Annotated in this window: 20 protein-coding genes; 13 read left to right on the top strand and 7 right to left on the bottom strand. The window is 61.1% G+C overall.

Features of this window, described 5'->3' with window-relative positions; translation table 11 throughout:
- Positions 1–10: 10 nt before the first annotated feature.
- Entirely contained in the window at positions 11–436 is a 426-nt protein-coding gene (locus KIP88_RS21970) for an HPP family protein (protein WP_214490080.1), read from the top strand.
- A gap of 1 nt (position 437) precedes the next feature.
- On the opposite strand, the gene KIP88_RS21965 is transcribed toward KIP88_RS21970, so the two are convergent.
- The gene (locus KIP88_RS21965) at positions 438–755 is read right to left on the bottom strand and encodes a hypothetical protein (RefSeq protein ID WP_214490079.1); all 318 of its coding nucleotides are present in this window, start codon (positions 753–755) and stop codon (positions 438–440) included.
- A 69-nt stretch (positions 756–824) separates the two neighbouring features.
- Between KIP88_RS21965 and KIP88_RS21960 the strand changes: the two genes are divergently transcribed.
- The 4 genes from KIP88_RS21960 (at position 825) to KIP88_RS21945 (ending at position 6,016) form a co-directional block, all read left to right on the top strand.
- The gene (locus KIP88_RS21960; RefSeq protein ID WP_214490078.1) at positions 825–1,643 is read left to right on the top strand and encodes a CHAD domain-containing protein; all 819 of its coding nucleotides are present in this window, start codon (positions 825–827) and stop codon (positions 1,641–1,643) included.
- 139 nt (positions 1,644–1,782) lie between these two features.
- On the top strand, positions 1,783–2,613 hold the full coding sequence (locus KIP88_RS21955) for a universal stress protein (protein WP_214490077.1): 831 nt from the start codon (positions 1,783–1,785) through the stop codon (positions 2,611–2,613).
- Positions 2,614–2,777: 164 nt separating this feature from the next.
- Positions 2,778–3,146: a hypothetical protein gene (locus KIP88_RS21950; protein WP_214490076.1), complete on the top strand. Its 369-nt coding sequence runs from the start codon at positions 2,778–2,780 to the stop codon at positions 3,144–3,146.
- Positions 3,147–3,322: 176 nt separating this feature from the next.
- Entirely contained in the window at positions 3,323–6,016 is a 2,694-nt protein-coding gene (locus tag KIP88_RS21945; RefSeq protein ID WP_214490075.1) for a bifunctional acetate--CoA ligase family protein/GNAT family N-acetyltransferase, read from the top strand.
- Between the two features lie 1,023 nt (positions 6,017–7,039).
- On the opposite strand, the gene KIP88_RS21940 is transcribed toward KIP88_RS21945, so the two are convergent.
- The gene (locus KIP88_RS21940) at positions 7,040–7,225 is read right to left on the bottom strand and encodes a hypothetical protein (RefSeq protein ID WP_214490074.1); all 186 of its coding nucleotides are present in this window, start codon (positions 7,223–7,225) and stop codon (positions 7,040–7,042) included.
- Between the two features lie 243 nt (positions 7,226–7,468).
- Between KIP88_RS21940 and cax the strand changes: the two genes are divergently transcribed.
- Positions 7,469–8,572: a calcium/proton exchanger gene (gene cax / locus KIP88_RS21935; protein ID WP_214490073.1), complete on the top strand. Its 1,104-nt coding sequence runs from the start codon at positions 7,469–7,471 to the stop codon at positions 8,570–8,572.
- Positions 8,573–8,668: 96 nt separating this feature from the next.
- A complete protein-coding gene (locus KIP88_RS46620; protein WP_374226494.1) occupies positions 8,669–8,944 on the top strand; it encodes a hypothetical protein in 276 nt (91 codons plus the stop codon).
- A 62-nt stretch (positions 8,945–9,006) separates the two neighbouring features.
- Here the strand turns inward: KIP88_RS46620 and KIP88_RS21930 are convergent, their stop codons facing one another.
- The gene (locus KIP88_RS21930) at positions 9,007–9,528 is read right to left on the bottom strand and encodes a GNAT family N-acetyltransferase (protein ID WP_214490072.1); all 522 of its coding nucleotides are present in this window, start codon (positions 9,526–9,528) and stop codon (positions 9,007–9,009) included.
- A gap of 158 nt (positions 9,529–9,686) precedes the next feature.
- Here KIP88_RS21930 and KIP88_RS21925 point away from each other — a divergent pair, with 158 nt between their 5' ends.
- The 5 genes from KIP88_RS21925 to fabI all read left to right on the top strand — a co-directional run bounded on the left by KIP88_RS21925 (position 9,687) and on the right by fabI (position 16,079).
- Positions 9,687–10,766, top strand: coding sequence for an AI-2E family transporter (locus KIP88_RS21925; RefSeq protein WP_214490071.1), 1,080 nt, complete (start codon positions 9,687–9,689; stop codon positions 10,764–10,766).
- Between the two features lie 78 nt (positions 10,767–10,844).
- A complete protein-coding gene (locus KIP88_RS21920) occupies positions 10,845–13,073 on the top strand; it encodes a DUF3141 domain-containing protein (protein WP_214490070.1) in 2,229 nt (742 codons plus the stop codon).
- A 38-nt stretch (positions 13,074–13,111) separates the two neighbouring features.
- Positions 13,112–14,074: a phosphate acetyltransferase gene (locus tag KIP88_RS21915; RefSeq protein ID WP_214490233.1), complete on the top strand. Its 963-nt coding sequence runs from the start codon at positions 13,112–13,114 to the stop codon at positions 14,072–14,074.
- A gap of 5 nt (positions 14,075–14,079) precedes the next feature.
- Positions 14,080–15,294, top strand: coding sequence for an acetate/propionate family kinase (locus KIP88_RS21910; RefSeq protein ID WP_214490069.1), 1,215 nt, complete (start codon positions 14,080–14,082; stop codon positions 15,292–15,294).
- Positions 15,291–16,079: an enoyl-ACP reductase FabI gene (gene fabI, locus KIP88_RS21905; protein WP_214490068.1), complete on the top strand. Its 789-nt coding sequence runs from the start codon at positions 15,291–15,293 to the stop codon at positions 16,077–16,079. Before KIP88_RS21910 ends, fabI begins: the two co-directional genes overlap by 4 nt.
- An 18-nt stretch (positions 16,080–16,097) precedes the next feature.
- On the opposite strand, the gene KIP88_RS21900 is transcribed toward fabI, so the two are convergent.
- From KIP88_RS21900 to KIP88_RS21885, 4 genes are all read right to left on the bottom strand, one after another.
- Positions 16,098–16,556, bottom strand: coding sequence for a MaoC family dehydratase (locus KIP88_RS21900; protein WP_214490067.1), 459 nt, complete (start codon positions 16,554–16,556; stop codon positions 16,098–16,100).
- A 13-nt stretch (positions 16,557–16,569) separates the two neighbouring features.
- Positions 16,570–17,220 carry a 3-oxoacid CoA-transferase subunit B gene (locus tag KIP88_RS21895; protein ID WP_214490066.1) on the bottom strand — a complete coding sequence of 217 codons (651 nt, stop codon included), beginning with the start codon at positions 17,218–17,220 and terminating at the stop codon, positions 16,570–16,572.
- A gap of 3 nt (positions 17,221–17,223) precedes the next feature.
- Positions 17,224–17,871 (bottom strand): CoA transferase subunit A, encoded by a 648-nt coding sequence (locus KIP88_RS21890; protein WP_214490065.1) that lies wholly within the window; start codon positions 17,869–17,871, stop codon positions 17,224–17,226.
- A 96-nt stretch (positions 17,872–17,967) separates the two neighbouring features.
- The gene (locus tag KIP88_RS21885; RefSeq protein ID WP_214490064.1) at positions 17,968–18,246 is read right to left on the bottom strand and encodes a hypothetical protein; all 279 of its coding nucleotides are present in this window, start codon (positions 18,244–18,246) and stop codon (positions 17,968–17,970) included.
- Positions 18,247–18,488: 242 nt separating this feature from the next.
- On the opposite strand from KIP88_RS21885, the gene KIP88_RS21880 reads away from it, so the two are divergent.
- Positions 18,489–18,803: porin (locus tag KIP88_RS21880; protein WP_249790938.1), on the top strand; the 315-nt coding region annotated here is incomplete at its 3' end.

Here is an 18,803-nt window from a genome sequence, read left to right as displayed (position 1 = left end):
AGGAAGCCCCGTGCATAGATTTCTCGAAGCGACCGCCGGGCAATACATGACGCGCAAGGTGAAGACGGTTGCGCGCGACACCACCATGCGCGAGTTGCACAAGATGTTCGAGGCCGATGATTTCAACTGTTACCCGGTCCGCGAAGGCGATGACATCGTCGGCGTCGTGAGTAATTTCGACTTCCTGAAATGCTTTGCGTTCAACCCCGGGCGCATGGTTCCGGCCTACGACGATTTGTTGTCGCGGATGGTGGTGGATGTGATGACGCCGGAATTCATCTATGTCGATCCGGCAACAAAACTGACCCGCGTCCTGCAACTGATGGTGGACCACCGGATGAAGAGTCTCCCTGTGCTGGATACCGAACAGCGGCTGGTCGGGATCATCGCGCGCGAGGACATCATGCGTGGGTTGACCGAGAGCGTGCGGGGATAAGTCACTCCACGAAATGACCGAAAACGCCTGTCTGCAGGGAGCGGAATGAACCGAAACTGCAGGTGTTACGGCCATGCCTGGCGCGCGCTTCGCCGGCCTGTCCTTTCTCACCAGGGATCTCGCGACGCGGCTGGTGCGGATCGCGGAAGGCAGGGTCTGATGCAACACGAAATGTTGCCCTGGAGCAGGAGACTTTCGCAATCGGTGCGGTAAACTGGCGCATGATCGATGCCTCAGGCACACCGGGCCAGTCGCTGCGCAGCGCCCGTGTTTCTTTGCTTGCGGTGCCGGGCGAGCACTGAAGATGAGAAACGGTCAAACAAGAACGTCCAGCCGACAAAAGGCCTCTGAAGCGGCGGGGCTCGATTGTGCGACCGCATTCCAGAAGATGACGCTGGAGTGTGTCGCTGACATCAAGGCCCATCACAGCAGCGCGTGCGCCGGCGATGCCGAGGCCGTGCATCAGATCCGGGTCGCGATCACGCGGCTGCGCGCCGCCGTGGCGTTCTTCGCGCCGATCGTGGTCGATGCGGAATGGCTACGACTGAAGAAGGAGATCGCCTGGCTCAATGGCCCGCTCGGCGCCGCGCGCGACAGCGACGTCGTCCTGGAATATGCGCGCCGCAAGCGATACCGCGCGTGGGCGCAGGGCACGATCGGCGAGCAGCTCGATCAGCGCCAGGTGCGGGACCACCGCCGCCTGGTGCGCTGCCTGCGCTCCGCTCGGACGCAACGCCTGGTCGCGGCCATGGCTGGCTGGATCAGGCAAGGACCGTGGCTCGCGCGCTACAAACGGCGCACGGATGCGGAGGCTCTGCAATCCTATTGCACGCGCGAGCTCGCGCGCTGGCACGAACGGCTGGTCCGCAAGGGGCGGAGCCTGAAGACCTTGGGGGCGTCACGCCGTCACCGGCTGCGGATCAAGGCCAAACGCTTACGCTACATGCTGGAAGCGCTCACGAAAACCGTCGCGCTGCAGGGGCGGGGCGAATTCCATCAGCGGCACCGGCCGGCAAAACGATTGCAGCGTGCATTGGGCGACATGCGCGATCTCAAACGCTTCGCCGATCTTGCCAGCGGGTCGCCGCAGGTAGAAAATGGCAAACGAGGCAAGAAGCATCCGCCGGGCTATCGCCATCGAAAGGAAAAGCTGCTCGGCGACGCCATCGCGGCTCATCACGACCTCAAATACGCCGGAGTCCGCTGACGTCGCCGTTCGCATGCGCTGCCGTTCGGCATTTCCGGGTTTGATGCGCGTCAACTTCGGCCATCGGTTCGTCGGTTACCTTGCCGGCAGCAATCCGGGACGGGGGCCGCATGCCCTCGCGAAGTGTGGGAGAATGGCGATGTTCAGGAACATTCTGGTTCATATTCCCTCCGAGCGTTCGGTCAGGCCGGTGATTGACGTCGCTGTCGCGCTGACCATTGCGCGGCGGTCGCATCTCGATGCGGTCGCCATCGGCTATGAATCGAGGAGTGCCGTCGGGATGATTGTCGAGGGCGGCGCCGCTGCTGGAGCCGTCATGGTGGCTGAACAGGATCGCGCCCAGGAAAGAGCGAACGCCGCGATCGCCATGTTCGAGATTGAGGCCAAGCTCGCCAAAATCGCCTACGGCACCAGGACCTTCGCGACAATTCCCGCCGACGCCGGGCGGATCATCAGCGCGCTTGCCCGGCTTTACGACATGACGATCGTGCTGCAGCCGGAATCCTCGAAGGCGAGCTACGACAACGAGATTCCGCAGCAGATCCTGTTCAATTCCGGCGGGCCGATGCTGATGGTTCCCTATATCCACAAGGGGCCGCTGGACGCCCAGCATGTCGGCATCGCCTGGGACGGCAGCCGCCTGGCGGCCCGCGCGTGGCGCGATGCGATGCCGTTTCTGATGGGCGCGAAGGCCGTGACCGTGATTGCGGCCAATGAGGAGGCTGGTGAAACTTCCTCGGACCATCTCGTCGCGCATCTGGGGCGGCGCGGCATTGCGGCCCGGGTACAGCGGCTGACCGCGGATCGCGGCGCCGTTCAGGGCGCCATTCTGTCGGTCGCGGCCGAAAGCAATATGGGCCTCCTTGTGATGGGGGGATACGGCCATTCGCGGTTGCAGGAGCGAATTCTTGGCGGTGTCACGCGCAGCATGTTCGACAGCATGACCGTACCGGTGCTGATGTCGCACTGATCTCGCGTGGGCAGGGGATGTGACCTTTCGTCCCGGCGAGTTCCCTGCCTTGGGCCATCCTGGCTGTGGTTGCGGTCGCAATGACGCCAGCTTGATGTGCCTCAATGTTCGACGCGAAGCCGCTCAATATCGTTTCGGCGGAAACTCAGAAATCGGAGATCGTCATGTCAGAATTGTCTGAGCGGGCCGCATTTGGTTCCTTTCCAGCAGCCGCAAATGCAGAAGCGGAAGCCGCCAAACTGAACCAGGGCGCGCTGGAGTTCATGCTTGGCACGCAGAAGATGATGCTTGAGGAAATGGTGTTTCTCGGCGACGAGATGCTGGAGCGAACGCAGACCGAGATGCATCTGTTCACGGAGTTCGTCACGAAGATGGCGGGCGCGCATTCCGTCAGGGACATTACCACGATGTGCCAGGAATGCGGCCAGCATCAGCTCGACTTCTTCCGCCGCGACTCCGAACGGCTGTTCAAGCATGGCGAGCAGATGATTGCGGCGACGTCCAACCTGATCAGTGGCCGCGCTCTGAATTGATCGGCCAAATAGCCAGACGAGTACGTTCGTCACAGATCTCGACGGGTGCACCCGGCTGAGCACGATTTGTCACGCGCGGGAACCATTCCGGCGTTAACCTGCCGCGCAAGGGGCAGATTGCGTTGAACATCTGCCCGGGCTCACAGAAGGCCGCGACCTGCCGGCACCGGAGAACGATGTCCACCTATCGTCTGAAAAATCTGCTTTCGCCGCATTCGGTCGCGCTGGTCGGGGCCAGTCCGCGCCATGGCTCGGTTGGCCGTGCCATTCTCAACAATATTCGCAAAGCCCAATTCAAGGGCGAATTCGGTCTTGTTAACCCACGTTATCACGAGATCGACGGCGTCGCGTCCGTCGGCAGCATCGCAGAACTGGCTTTTGCGCCCGAACTCGTTGTCCTCACCGCCCTGGCGCACACCATCGCGGGCCTGATCGATGAGGCGGGCCGCCGCGGCGCGGCAGGCGCCGTCATTGTCAGTGCCGGGCTCGGCCACGGTCCGGGTTCGCTGGCGGATGCAGCCGAGCGGGCCGCGCAAAAATATGGCATGCGGCTGATCGGCCCGAATTGCCTTGGCATCATGATGCCGGGCGTCAGTCTCAATGCGAGCTTTTCCGCACATATGCCGGCTGCGGGACATTTGGCACTGATCTCGCAGTCCGGCGCCATTGCCGCTGGTATGGTGGACTGGGCGGCGCAGCGGGCCGTTGGCTTTTCCGGCATTGTTTCGATCGGCGACCAACTCGATGTCGATATCGCCGATCTGCTCGATTATTTCGCGCTGGATGAAAAGACCCACGCCATCCTGCTCTACATCGAAGCGATCAAGGATGCGCGCAAGTTCATGTCGGCGGCGCGCGCTGCCGCCAGAGTGAAGCCGGTGGTGGTCGTCAAGTCAGGCCGGATGGCGCAAGGCGCACGGGCGGCTGCAACCCATACCGGCGCGCTGGCCGGGGCCGATGCCGTCTACGACGCCGCGTTTCAGCGCGCCGGCATCCTGCGGGTCTCGGATCTTCGAGAACTGTTCGACTGTGCCGAAACGCTCGGGCGGCTCAAATCGCCGCCCGGAAAGCGGCTTGCGATCCTGACCAATGGCGGTGGCATCGGCGTGCTGGCTATTGACCGGCTGGTCGACCTTGGCGGTATTCCCGCAGCCCTTTCGCCGGCGATCAGCGAGAAGTTGGAAGCTACGTTGCCGCCGACATGGTCGAAATCGAATCCGGTCGATATCGTCGGCGACGCCGATCCCGCGCGCTATGCCGCAGCGCTGGAAGCGTTGCTGGCCGACCCCGAAAACGACGCCGTGCTTGTCATGAACGTGCAGACGGCGATTGCGCGCGCCGACGAGATCGCCGCTGCTGTGACCGGGGTGGTGCAGGAATATCGCGCCGGGCATCGCGGGGCGCCGAAGCCCGTTCTCGCGGTCTGGGTCGGCGCGGAGCCGTCGATCGGCAATCTGTTGAGCGGGGCCGGCATTCCGAATTATCCGACCGAAGACGACGCGGTGCGCGGCTTCATGCATCTGGTCCGCCATCGCGAGTTGGTGGAGACGCTGGCGCAGGTTCCGCCCGCCATGCCGAGTGAGTTCGCGCCCGATGCCGACGCAGCGCGGCAGATCGTTGCCGCAGCGCTCGCCGACGGCCGCTCCTGGCTCGATCCGATCGAGGTCAAGCGGCTGTTCGATGCCTATGACATCGCGGTCGTGCCGACCTTCGCCGCGGCCGATGCCGAGCAGGCGGTCGCTCATGCGAACGCGCTGTTCGCGCAGGGCTCGACCGTCGTGCTCAAGATCATGTCGCGCGACATCGTGCACAAATCCGATGTCGGCGGCGTCGTGCTCAACCTCACCAGCGCGGATGCGGTGCGCAAGGCGACCGCCGAGATCCTCGCGCGTGCAAGATCGTTGCGGCCGGAGGCCCGGATTTCGGGCGTGATGGTGCAGGCGATGGTGCTGCGGGCGAAGGCGCGCGAACTCATTCTCGGCCTCGCCGACGATCCGACCTTCGGCACCGTCGTCGTGTTCGGCCGCGGCGGCACGGCGGTTGAAATCATCAATGACAAGGCGCTGGCGCTGCCGCCGCTCGACCTGCAACTGGCGCGCAGCCTGATCGAGCGCACCCGCGTCTCGCGGCTGTTGCGCGCCTATCGCGACGTGCCGGCGGTGAAGCCGGACGCCGTCGCGATGGTTCTGGTCAAGCTGGCGCAGATGGCGGCCGACATTCCCGAAATCCGCGGGCTCGATATCAATCCGTTGCTGGCCGATGAAGCCGGCGTGCTCGCTGTCGATGCGCGCGTCGTGATCGGGCGCGTGGAGCGGAAGTTTCGCGGGTCGGGACCTGCGAATTTCGCCGTGCGGCCTTATCCCTCGCAATGGCAACGTCACATCGAGGTCAAGGACGGCTGGCGCGTATTCGTTCGTCCGATCCGGCCCGAAGACGAGCCGCTGATCCACGCGATGTTGAAACACGTCACGATGCAGGACCTGCGGCTGCGGTTTTTCGCTCCGATGAAGGAATTTTCCCATGAGTTCATCGCCCGCCTGACCCAGCTCGATTATTCCCGGGCGATGGCCTTCGTCGCGTTCGACGAGGCGGCCAACGAGCCGGTCGGCGTGGTCAGGATTCATTCGGACTCGATCTATCAGAGCGGCGAATATGCGATCCTGTTGAGGTCGGACCTCAAGGGCAGGGGGCTCGGCTGGGCGCTGATGCAGATGATCATCGAATATGCGAAGTCCGAGGGATTGAAAGCGATCTCCGGTGACGTCCTGGCCGAGAACACAGTCATGCTCGCGATGTGCCGGAGCCTCGGTTTCGAGGTGAAGTCAGACCCGGTCGAACACGACATCTGCAACGTCAAGCTGACGCTTTAGCTGTCCTTAAGCACGCGGCGTGCGCAGCCCGCGTGCGATCGGCGACGGAGCCGAAGCGAGCATGGTTGCGATGCACAAACTGTTTTGCTTTTAACAAGCGCGAATCTGAGCAAAGCTTGGCTAGCGACATGTCATCGGAGATGAGCGTGGACGTTGTGGAGCTCGTAATTTACGGATTGCTGGCTTTGTGGGGGCCACCTTTGCTGCTCGCGGCATACTTGTTGCGACCCATCAGCTCGGCAGCGTCACGATCCAGACAATGAAGTAACACCGGCCGACCGTCGCAAAACCAACTCGTTCGCGATCATCCATCTGCTCGCACCGGCGGTTTTTAAGACAACGCCTTTCGTGCCTAGACAGGCAAATGTCCGATCGTGCTGTCTTGGGTCGAGTGGGCACACTTATAGTCGCCGCAGTAAACGAAGAGCCGGGCAGGGCCACCCGAAGACCGTAGTTCCCAAGAGTGATTTTGTGTTGGCGTTGCAGGGCGCCAAATTCCGCCAAGAATCAGACCCAGCGTGAACAGGCCATTCCGGGGGGAAACCCGTGGTGGTTATGGCCCGGCGCATGTCGTCCGGAACCGTCGTTCGCCGGGCCAACTAGAGCGCGGGGCACGATTGAACAACTTCGTTCGATCGGAGTTATCAAGGATGCCCCGGCGAAGGACACCCGTAACCGCACCCATGGCTGTGCAGCCTGCCAGCCACCCTTCGATCGCCGCCACCCAGTCGCCTTCCACGACGCCGGTCGAAAGCATTCAAACGACAGCGCCAAAGCAAGCGACCAGGGCAAACGCCGTGCACGCCGCCAAGGCGAAAATTGCAAGACGGAATTCTCTGCGGATGCAGCGACTGCTCCAGAGGCAGTCTCGCTTGTGAGAAGCTCGCCAAGTGAAGAAATCTGCGGGTACCAACGCCATAACCGCGAACGATCGCGGATTTTCGCCTTGCGCGGACCCCGGCAGGTCTCGGCAACGAGAAGCTTTGCTTCTCGGTGAAGGCCCGGACCGTCCCAATGATGATGTCAATCACGCTCAGTCGAACGTCGTTGGTGCCGATCTAGGCGGAGTCTTTGCGCTCGCATGCGCTTTATCTCGTCATCGAGCGCGTCCATTTCCTCAGCGCGTCGCGCGTTCTTGGACTTGGGCGCATCGGCGCTGCGCAGTTTTTCCAGCGCTTTCTCGACGGAGAGTTTCGGTGTTTCGGCCATGGCAAACCTCATATCCAGGCGACCCGCGTTCGGACAATACCAACCCGGTCGAGCGCCGAGCTTATTGCTTCGCAACCTACTGCTTCAGACCCTGTGCAGGCATCCGTTGATCTAGATCAACATGAGTCGTGCAGCCGAGGAATTGTTCTACGCCCGAAGTCCGCTGGGATTGCCAAGCGGGAGACTGTCGCCTCACAGGGGAGCCGAAGGCTATCGGACCGCCGAAATGATCCAGTCAACACGATGACCCCTCTGCTAAGGGAAATCCGACATACCCCGCTGCTCTGGATGCTGGTATTTGTGCCCGCCGTACTGATCGCAGCCAGGGTCGTGCCAACCGCCCACACGTTCCTGTTTGTGCTCGCAGTTCTCGCAATTGTTCCGCTTGCCGCCCTGCTTAGTCATGCAACCGAAGCCGTCTCCGAAAAGACCGGTGACGCAGTCGGTGGGTTGTTGAATGCGACGCTTGGAAACTTGACCGAGTTGATCATTGCGATCACTGCGCTCCGCGCTGGAGAGTACATGCTGGTGAAAGCATCGATCGCCGGCGCTATCGTTACCAATTCGCTTTTTATGCTGGGAGCCTCTTTTCTGTTGGGTGGCCTGCGGTACCACGTCCAGGAATACAATCGCGCCGGGGGAAGGATGTATTCGGCGCTGTTGTTGATGGCGACGATTGCACTGCTCGCGCCGGCGGCGGTCTCCGAACTCGATTTGGCGCGAGGCGAGGTGATGGCCCAGAATTTCAGCGCTGCTTTGGCCATCCTGCTCATCGCGGCATACGGATTGAGTCTGCTGTTCTCGTTAAAGACGCACAAGGAACTCTTTGCGAGCATGGATCACGGGGAGGCGGGGGAAGCAAAGTGGCCGATCAACCTCGCAGTTGGCACACTCCTCGTTGTCACGGTGTTGGTGGCGCTGGTGAGCGAAATCTTCGTTGAGTCGGTGCAACATGCGGCGACGACACTCGGGATGAGCCCGGCTTTCGTCGGATTCATCATCGTAGCCCTGGTCGGTGCTGCGGCTGAAATGGCCGTGGCGTTTTCGGCCGCGCGCAAGAACCGCCTGGATATGAGCGTCAGCATCGCGCTCGGAAGCGCGTCCCAGATCGCGTTGTTTGTTGCACCGGTGCTTGTGCTCTTAAGCTACGTCGTCGGGCCCAAACCAATGGATCTGCAATTCTGGCCGGGGGCAGTGACGATGGTAATGATCGCTACCGTGACGGCGACCTTCGTGACAAACAGCGGCCGGTCAGCATGGTTCATTGGCGCTCTGCTGATATTCATCTATGTCATATTCGCCATGACACTCTATATGGTCCCGCCCGGATCGCACGGACCGGTGTGAGGTCGTCGCGCCCTGACTTGCACGTGGCTGAGCGGCATCGTTTGCGCACTGTTGGGGTAAAGGGTTCCGCGGTGTTACCGGTTTGGGGTCGACGAAATGCGAGCAAATTTCTATGGCTGTTCCGCGACGGTTTTGGCCTTCGTTTCATGTGCATCTTATAGTGCGATGGCGCAAGTTCTTACGCCGTTCCGCTATGAATCGCAGGCGCAGCGGCATTGTCCCGGGGACACGATCGTCTGGCTCGACTTCGGAAGAGGGCGCTACTACCTGAAAGGTCAGAGGCGCTACGCGTCGGGATATACCGGTAGTTTCGTATGCAGAGATGAGGCCCGAAATAGCGGCTACCGGCGCTCGCCCTTGGGCTTGAGGTAGGTCTGAAGTGGTGTGCCGGACGCGCCGTGGCGCCCACGACCTCTCGATACCGTAGCCCGCTCCTAACCGAGCTTCAGCACCAGATGGAGTGTCTGCGGGTCTCGGTGCGGGGCATGCCTGAAGCCGAATTTTTCAAATACTTTTCTCATCGCGACATTCTCGGGCAGAACCTCAGCCGTCAACTCCTGCAATCCCGCATCGTTCGCAAACTTGGCGAGATGACGCATCAGGATCGAGCCGACGCCTCGTCCTTGCCAGGCATCGACGACGGCAAATGCCATTTCGGCCCGCCCGGGCTCGAAGACAATGTACCTGCCGCCTCCGGCAATCACCTTGCGACCGGCTTCTTCTGCAATCGCGACAAACGCGACGTGATTCTTGAAGTCGACGTCCATGAAGTAGGCGCGCTCCTTTTCCGAGAAGTGGCGTTTCATGACGAAGAAGCGGCGCTGCAGTGATTGCGCGCTGCTCCTTTCGACCGCAGCGACCATGTCGGCTTCATCCTCGCGCCGGAGCGCGCGGATTTCGACTGGGCTGCCGTCGCGAAGAAGCTCGCGTGCGGTGTAGTTGATGGGCTCAGACATTGGGCCTCGTGTGCCGGCAAACAAGGCTGCTTCTCGTTTGGCGCTCGCCGATGAGGCCCGGGGCCGGATTGCGGTCGTTTGATCTGGATCAAGACTTCAGGCCGAAAAGCAGCCCGTAGCTTGACGACCGCATCCCACTAGCAGGTGAAGGCGCATCCTTGAAAACCTTTCGCCAGCCGCGGTCCGGAGAGGACCTCATCCAGCTTGCGATCCGGCTCGGATTGCTCGCCTTCCTGATCTATTGGACGTTTGTTCTCATCCGTCCCTTTGTGCCGATCCTGGCCTGGAGCATCGTACTCGCCGTCGCGCTCTATCCTGTCTTCGAGATCCTTTCCAGGTTTCTCGGCGATCGCCCGAGGCTCGCAGCGGCTATTCTCACCGTCATCAATCTCGGGATCGTCATCGGGCCGGCGACATGGCTTGGCTTGAGCGCCGTGGAAGGGGTGAAGGATGTCGCCGCAAATCTGACCGCTGGTAACCTGGTGGTTCCGTCTCCGCCGGAGCGCGTCAAGGATTGGCCGCTGATCGGTCCGCAGCTTTACGAACTCTGGAACCACGCGTCCAACAACATTCGAGCGGCTTTTCGCGAGGTGGCTCCCCATCTGAAGCCGCTGGCCGGCCCCATGCTCGGTCTCGCGGGCGATGCCGGCGTGGGGACGCTCAAGTTTCTCCTGTCTGTCGCGCTGGCTGGCTTTCTCTTTCCCTACGGCTCGCAGCTGGTGGCGGCGGGCAGGGGTTTTCTCTATCGCATCGTGCCCGAGCAGAGTGAACATTTCCTGGAATTGGCGGGCGCAACCATCCGCGCGGTATCCCAGGGCGTCATCGGCGTCGCCATCATCCAGTCCTTGCTGGCCGGTCTCGGCTTCAAGCTGGCGGGTATTCCCGGCGCCGGCCTGTTGGCCTTCGCGGTTATGATCCTGGCGATCGTGCAGATCGGCGCGGCAATCGTCCTGGTTCCCGTGATCATCTGGATCTGGGTAGACAAGGATTTTACCACAGCGCTTCTGCTGACGGTGTTCCTGGGCATCGTCGGCATACTCGACAATATTTTGAAACCTCTCGTGATGGGACGCGGCCTGACGACGCCGACGCTCGTCATCTTCGTCGGGGTGATCGGAGGAACACTCGCGCACGGGATTGTCGGTCTCTTCATCGGACCGATCATTCTCTCCGTGGCCTGGGAATTGACGGTCGCCTGGATACGCACCGATCGCGTCAATGCGGCATTGCCAGACTGACTGTCGAACCTTGACCTAAATCAACGTTCCTTGCCGCGGAGCTCCTTGAATGAAATTCGCGACAGAGAGGTCAAAGACATGTCGATGGACAAAGCAATGTTGCCGGGCGGTCCCATGTCAGGGCTTGCCGCTTCGGCCGTAGAGTACATGATGGATGCGGGTCAACGCAGCGTCCTGTTCCTGGATGTCTTGCGTCAACGCGGCGATCAGTATCGGGAACACATCGCGCAAACGGCGCCGCATGTCCTGCAATATGCCGCTGAACTGATCATCGACGGCCGCAAGCTGGATGAACCGGTGAATTATGCGCTGGTGCGCATCATTCCGCCCAAAGACGTCGAAATTGATCTCGACCGGCGGCCGTTCATCGTGGTCGATCCTCGTGCCGGGCATGGTCCGGGAATCGGGGGATTCAAGGCGGACAGCGAAATCGGCGTTGCGATGAAAGCAGGGCATCCCTGCTATTTCATCGGCTTCCTGCCCGAGCCGATGCCTGGACAAACAATCGAGCGGATCGCGCGCGCCGAAGCCGTGTTCATCGAGAAAGTCATCAGCCTCCATCCCAAAGCCGACGGCAAGCCGTGTGTCATCGGAAATTGCCAGGCCGGCTGGGCCGTCATGATCCTGGCGTCGCTGCGGCCGGAACTGTTCGGACCTATCATCATCGCAGGCGCCCCGCTTGCCTACTGGGCGGGTGTGCATGGCAAATACCCGATGCGCTATTCCGGTGGCCTGCTGGGAGGCAGCTGGCTAACCGCGCTGACGAGCGATCTCGGAGGCGGCAAATTCGATGGCGCCTGGCTCGTGCAAAACTTCGAGGGCCAGAATCCTTCCAATACGCTGTGGACCAAGCAGTACAACGTCTATTCAAAGGTCGATACCGAGGCCGACCGATACCTCGAATTCGAACGCTGGTGGGGCGGGCATGTCAATCTGAATGCCGAGGAAATCCAGTTCATCGTCGATGAACTTTTCGTCGGCAACAATCTTGCCGCCGGCCGGATCAAGATGTCTGACGGTCAGCCGGTCGATTTGCGCAATATCAGGTCACCGATCGTGGTGTTCTGCTCCAAGGGGGACAATATTACCCCGCCGCAACAGGCGTTGGACTGGATCCTCGATCTCTATGCCGACGTCGACGAAATCAGGGCCTACGGTCAGACGATCGTCTACACGGTTCATGAGAGCGTCGGCCATCTCGGCATTTTCGTTTCCGGTGGCATCGCCAAGAAGGAACATGCGGAATTTTCCAGCAATATCGATCTGATCGATGTTCTGCCGCCTGGTCTCTACGAAGCAACGTTCGAGGCCAAGGGCACTGATACCGCGAATGCCGACCTCGCCGTCGGCCAGTGGGTCATGCGCTGCGAGGCGCGGACGCTTGACGACATCCGTGCCATGGGCGGCAATTCACCCGAGGATGAGCGGCGGTTTGCCGCCGCCAAGCGCGTGTCGGAAATCAATCTCGCCGCCTACCAAAAATTCGTCCAGCCCTGGATCAAGGGCATGGTGAAGCCTCAGATGGCGGAGACGATGCGAAATCTGCATCCGTTGCGGCTTCAGTATGAAGCCTTCAGCAGCCGGAATCCGTTGATGTCCATGGTCAAGTCGCTGGCGGAGCGGGCGAGCGAAGATCGCAAGCAGGTGTCGGAAGATAATCCTTTCATTGCCTTTCAGGAGCAGGTCTCCAAGCAAATCGTCAATGCGTTGGACAGTTGGCGGGATTCGCAGGAGGCGCTCAGCGAGGCGACCTTCCTTGCGGTTTACGGCTCGCCGGCGTTGCAGGCGGCTGTCGGAATCGATCCGCAATCTAGCCCATCGCGCCGGCAGGAGATGTCTGCTGCACACCGTGAAATGCTCCAGAGGCGGATCGCGGAGCTGAAATCCAAAATCAGCGAAGGCGGCCTTCGCGAAGCGGCCATTCGCGGCCTTCTGTATGTCGGGTCGGCGAGAGGGATGGTGGACGAGCGGAGCCTTGAAGCGCTGCGCAATGTTCGCCGTAGCGACGCCGGTGCGCGGCTGACGCTGGCAGAGTTCAAGATGCTGGTTCGCGAGCAGTTCTTCATGCTTCTGCTGGATCAAGAGGGAGCGCTGGCCGCGATACCGAAGCTGTTGCCCGACAATGCAAAGGCACGCAACGCGGCTTTCGCGGCGATTCGCGATGTGCTGTCCGCCAGTGCGGCAATATCGGGTGAGGTCGCCAGGCGTCTGAAGCGTGTTGCCGAGCTGTTCGGCGTCGATGCGGGCGAATTTTCGGATAAGGCTTCGAAGGTCGCCCCCTTCGATCCGAAGGCGAAGGCATCGTAGCGTTAATTGGCAAGATCCGGAGCGACATCATGAAAGCCATGCCCGCCGATTCAGGAAAAGCGCACTCTCCCAGCAAGTATGACCGTCTGATCGCCGCGGCCAAAGCAGTGCCGCCGACGCCGACCATTGTCGTGCATCCCTGTGATGAAACCTCGCTACGCGGTGTCGTCGACAGCGCGGCGGCGGGCATTATTCGGCCATTGTTGGTTGGTCCCGAAAGAAAAATCAGGGATACGGCCAGCAAATACGGCCTCGATATTTCCGGCTACGAGATCGTCGATGCCCCGCACAGCGAGGCCGCGGCTGCAAAGGGCGTCGAGCTCATCCATGCCGCCAAGGGCGAGATGCTGATGAAGGGTAGCCTGCACACCGACGAACTGATGCGCAGCATCACGGCGAAGGTGGGCGGCCTGCGGACTGAGCGGCGGATCAGCCATGTGTTCGTGATGGATGTGCCGGCGTATGCCGAGACCCTCATTGTAACGGACGCGGCCATCAACATCTTTCCCGATCTCGATACCAAACGGGACATCATCCAGAACGCGATTGATCTCTATACGCAAGCCGGCTTCGGTAAATCACCGCGTGTGGCGATCCTGTCGGCGGTCGAAACCGTTACCTCCAAGATACCATCCACGATCGAGGCGGCGGCGCTCTGCAAGATGGCAGATCGCGGGCAGATCACTGGGGGCGTGCTCGACGGACCACTTGCCTTCGACAATGCGATCGATGTGGAGGCCGCACGGATCAAGGGAATCAAATCCGAGGTTGCCGGTCGGGCACAGATATTGCTCGTTCCCGACCTCGAAGCCGGCAACATGCTGGCGAAGAATCTGGCCTACTTCGCCAAGGCGGATAGTGCCGGCATCGTGCTCGGCGCCCGGGTGCCCGTCGTTCTGACGTCGCGTGCGGACACCGCACGCGCGCGGATGGCTTCCTGCGCGGTTGCGGCTCTCTATGCAAATGCGCGGCGCCAGCTTGCCCCAAATGTTGCAGCGTGATTGCCATGGATACGATCCTCGTCGTCAATGCCGGCTCCTCGAGCGTCAAGTTCCAGATCTTTTCAGTCGAGAGAGAAGGGAAGCTACGGCGGCTGATCAAGGGCCAAATGGATGGCATTGGCAGTCGTCCTCGCCTGCGGGCAAGCGGTACGGACAGCGGTCCACTGGCCGACCGCGCCTATCCGATCGAAGCGGTTCCCGATGTTCCGGCCGCGATGGGCATTGCAGGCGGATGGCTGCGGGACGAAGTTCGCATCAGCCCAGTGGCCGTCGGTCATCGCGTCGTTCATGGAGGTCCGGACTATGATCAGCCGGTGCTGATCGACCACGGCGTCGTAGCCCGGTTGGAGCGATTCGTTGCGCTGGCCCCGCTTCACCAGCCGCATAACCTGGCCCCAATCCGTTCGCTTCTGGCCAATTTTCCAGCGCTTCCGCAGGTGGCATGTTTCGACACCGCGTTTCACCGCACGCATGCCGCGGTCGCTGACTACTATGCAATCCCGCACCAGCTCCATGCCGAGGGCGTGCGGCGTTACGGATTCCACGGTCTCTCATATGAATTTGTCGCGAAAACCTTGCCGCAGGTCGCACCCGAAATCGCAAAGGGGCGGGTCATCGTAGCGCATCTCGGAAGTGGCGCCTCCATGTGCGCGCTAAAGGGAGGGCGCAGCATCGAGAGCACCATGGGCTTCACCGCACTCGACGGGCTACCCATGGGAACGCGCCCGGGACAAATCGACCCTGGTGTCGTGCTCTATCTGCTCTCCGAAAAGGGAATGTCGCCGTCCAACGCACAGAGCTTCCTCTATCGCGATTGCGGATTGAAGGGCCTCTCGGGCATCAGCAACGATATGCGTGAGCTGGAGGCAAGCGAGGATCCAAAGGCGAAACTGGCGGTCGAGTATTTCGTCTATCGGATCGGCCTCAACGCCGGCATGCTTGCAGCCGCGCTGCAAGGGCTGGACGCTTTCGTCTTTACAGCCGGTATTGGAGAAAACTCGGTACGTATCCGGGCGCGGATCACCGAACAACTCCGGTGGCTCGGCGTGACGCTCGACGAAGCCGAAAATTCCCGCCATGCGCGCCTGATATCCCGTTCCGACAGCCGTATTCCGGTCTACGTCATACCGACCGACGAGGAACTGATGATCGCGCAGCACACATTGTCGTTGCTGTTGAACACGCCATCGTCCAGCGCCAGACATGAGAGGGTGTCATGATTCCCGTATTCCCGGATAGCAAGGTCGCGCTGAAGGGCAAGAAGGGCCTGATCGTCGGCATCGCCAACGACCAGTCGATCGCATGGGGATGCGCCAAGGCCTTTCGTGCGCTGGGGGCTGACCTTGCCGTCACCTATCTGAACGACCGCGCCAAAAAGCACGTCGAGCCGCTCGCAAAGGCATTGGAGGCGTCGCTCTTCATGCCAATGGATGTCATGGTCGAGGGCCAGACCGAGCAGGTGTTCGAACGGATCCGGAAGGAATGGGGGCAGCTCGATTTCCTGCTGCACTCGATCGCCTTCTCCCCGAAGGAGGCGCTCCATGGCCGCGTAGTGGACGTCGGCCGCGACGGCTTCCTCAAGACGATGGACGTCTCGTGCTGGTCGTTCATGCGAATGGCCCACCTGGCCGAACCGCTGATGAAGAATGGTGGAACCATGTTCACCATGACCTATTACGGCAGCCAGATGGTGGTGGAGAATTACAATGTGATGGGCGTGGCGAAGGCGGCGCTTGAAGCAGCCGTTCGCTACGTGGCCGCGGAACTGGGCCCGAAGGGTATCCGCGTTCACGCGATCTCGCCCGGGCCGCTCGCCACGCGCGCAGCGTCGGGAATCCCCGAATTCGACGAACTGATGGACAAGGCGCAGTCGAAGGCCCCGTCGCGCAGCCTCGTCAGCATTGACGACGTCGGCAACGCCACCGCATTTCTGGCGCTCGACGGCGCCAAGCTCATCACGGGTGGCGTCCTCTATATCGATGGTGGCTATCACATCATCGATTGATCGCGATCGGCGCGCTATCTAGCGATAGTGCAGGGCGATCAACTCGGCGACGCAGGCGGGGCGCTTGCCGCCCTCGATCTCGATCACGAGATGATAGTTCACGCGCAAGCCGTCTGGCGGCACGTCCTCCGCTTCCGCAACCGTAACGCGGCCGCGCAGCCTTGAACCCGCCGGCACCGGCGCCAGATAGCGTATCCTGTCCGCCCCGTAATTGAGGGTATTGCGCAGGCCCTTCAGGCCCATCACCGATCGAATGAAGAGCGGTGCGAGCGCAAGCGACAACAGTCCGTGGGCGATGGTGGTGCCACCTGGCAATTCTTTCTTCGCGCGCTCCTGGTCGACATGAATCCACTGCTCGTCGCAGGTCGCTTCCGCGAACTGGTTGATTCGTTCCTGCGAGACTTCGATCCAGTCGCTCACGCCAATCTCGGTGCCGAGGGCGGATTTGATCTCGCTGAAATCGCTGAGTATCCGCATGCTCGTTACCTGGTTAGATCTTCATTTCGGGGACGGTCTCGGGAATGGCGAGTTCGGCTCCCGTTACGGCCACGACCTCGGCGATGCTGACACCTGGCGCGGTTTCCAGCAGGGTCGCTTTACCCTCCGGGAAAGCAATGACGGCCATGTCCGTCACGACCAAACTTACTGGCCTTGTCGACGTTAGCGGCAAGGTACATTTGGCGACGATCTTCGATTTGCCTTTAGCGGCGTGCTGCATCGCGACGATAACCCGCTTGGCGCCGCTGACGAGATCCATCGCTCCGCCCATTCCCGGCACCATCTTGCCGGGGATCATCCAGTTGGCGAGATGCCCGTGCGCATCGACCTGCAGGCCGCCGAGGACCGTCACATCGACATGGCCGCCGCGGATCAATCCAAAGGACATTGCGCTGTCGAAAGTGCAGGCACCTGGCAGAGCGCTGATCGGGCGTCCACCCGCGTCCGTCAGAAGCGGATGAGCCATCCCTTGCTCAGGCATCGGTCCGGTACCGATCAATCCGTTTTCCGACTGGAAGAAAACCTTGAGCTCCGGTGGAACGTGGTTGGCAACCAGCGTTGGAATGCCGATCCCCAGATTTACGAGATCGCCGGTATGAAGCTCCCGCGCGACGCGCCGGGCGATGATCGTCTGTCCATCCATGGTTCACCCGTTCGTAATCAGGTAGTCGACGAGCGGCGCCGGAGTCATGACGTGATCGGGTGCGATAACGCCAACGGGCACGATATGCTCCGCCGTCACGATCACGGTGTCGGCCGCCATCGCCATGACCGGGTTGAAATTGCGTGCGGTCAGCGCGTAGGTGAGGTTGCCGAGGTAATCTGCCAGAAAGGCGTGAACCAGGGCAAACTGCGCCCGCAGTGCCGTCTCGAGCAGAAACGTCGTTCCGTTTACCTCGATCTGGCGCTTGCCTTCGGCCACCGAGGTGCCGACGCCGGTTGGCGTGAGCACGCCTCCGAGACCGCAACCACCCGCGCGAATGCGTTCGACGAAGGTCCCCTGGGGTATGAGATCGACGGCGATTTGATTGGCCAGCATCTGCTGCTGCGCCTTCGGATTGAGGCCGATGTGGCTTGCGGTGAGGCGCGCGACGAGTGTCGCATCGAACAGCTTGCCAACGCCTTTCCCAGGCACCGCGGCGTCGTTGCTGATCAGCGAAAGACGGCTCTTTTGCTGCCTGACGATTTCGTCAAGCAGGCGCTGCGGCGTTCCGACACCCATGAATCCGCCAACCATGATGCTCGCGCCGGCCGGGATCTTCGCAACGGCTTCTTCGACGGAAACGGCCCTCATGATTGAAACTCCGGTCGACAAGCGCTCAAGGGCGGAAGTGGCAGCGATGTTGACGAGGGCCGTCGGCACATCTTTGATCTGTGTCAAGGCTTTCTGCTATTCCGCGCGGCGAATGATAATGCCGACGCCTTCGAGCGCTTGAGCCCATAGTTTGCCAATCTCGTTGTGACGCCGTTCAAGGGCTGCGCTTACAGCGTCGCGAAATGAGACGAGTTCCCGGCCCTTCAGGAAGAGGATTTGCGCCTGCAGCAGGCGGCCGTTTTCGATATCAATGCGGCGCAGCGCCATCACAAAGGGATCATTGCCGTTGGCTTCCATGGCGTTGGCTTCCATGGAGTGACCGGCGTTGACCGCCTTTGAGACATCGGCGGCCATTGCCCTAGTTCTTCAGCAGCGGCCATTCAGGACAACAGGGCGGGTTAGCGCTAGGGCAGTTCGACCGCCTTCGGCAAGCGCTTGGCTTCTCATCGAGCAGTGAAATCAACCTCCCTGCGTCCAAATTGCAACATTTCCCAGAAATCGCCCCGAGCTGCCCTCTGGCGAGCAAAAACCCTTTAAATTACTGTAAGTTGTCCGACGAGATTGCATTCTGCATGACCTTTAGATTCGGGGGTATGATGCGAGAGTTAATTCTCAGGGGATCGGTTGCTGCAGCCGCTTTCAGCATCGTTGGCGCAGCCTCCGCCGCCGACCTTCCGGTCAAGGCCAAGGCAGTCGAATATGTGAGGATCTGTTCGCTTTACGGCGCCGGCTTCTTCTTCATCCCTGGCACCGACACCTGCATCAAGATCGGCGGTTATCTGCGCGCGGACGTCACCTTCAACGGTGGCGCCCACGGCGCGCCGGCCTGGAGCGGCGATCTCGGTCAGCAGAACCGCTTTGCCGATTACTTTGTCGCCCGTTCCCGCATGGCTTTGACGGTCGATACCCGT

The sequence above is a fragment of the Bradyrhizobium sp. SRL28 genome (assembly GCF_018596315.1).
Taxonomy (GTDB): Bacteria; Pseudomonadota; Alphaproteobacteria; order Rhizobiales; family Xanthobacteraceae; genus Bradyrhizobium.
This window is presented reverse-complemented; position numbering and strand designations above follow the sequence as displayed.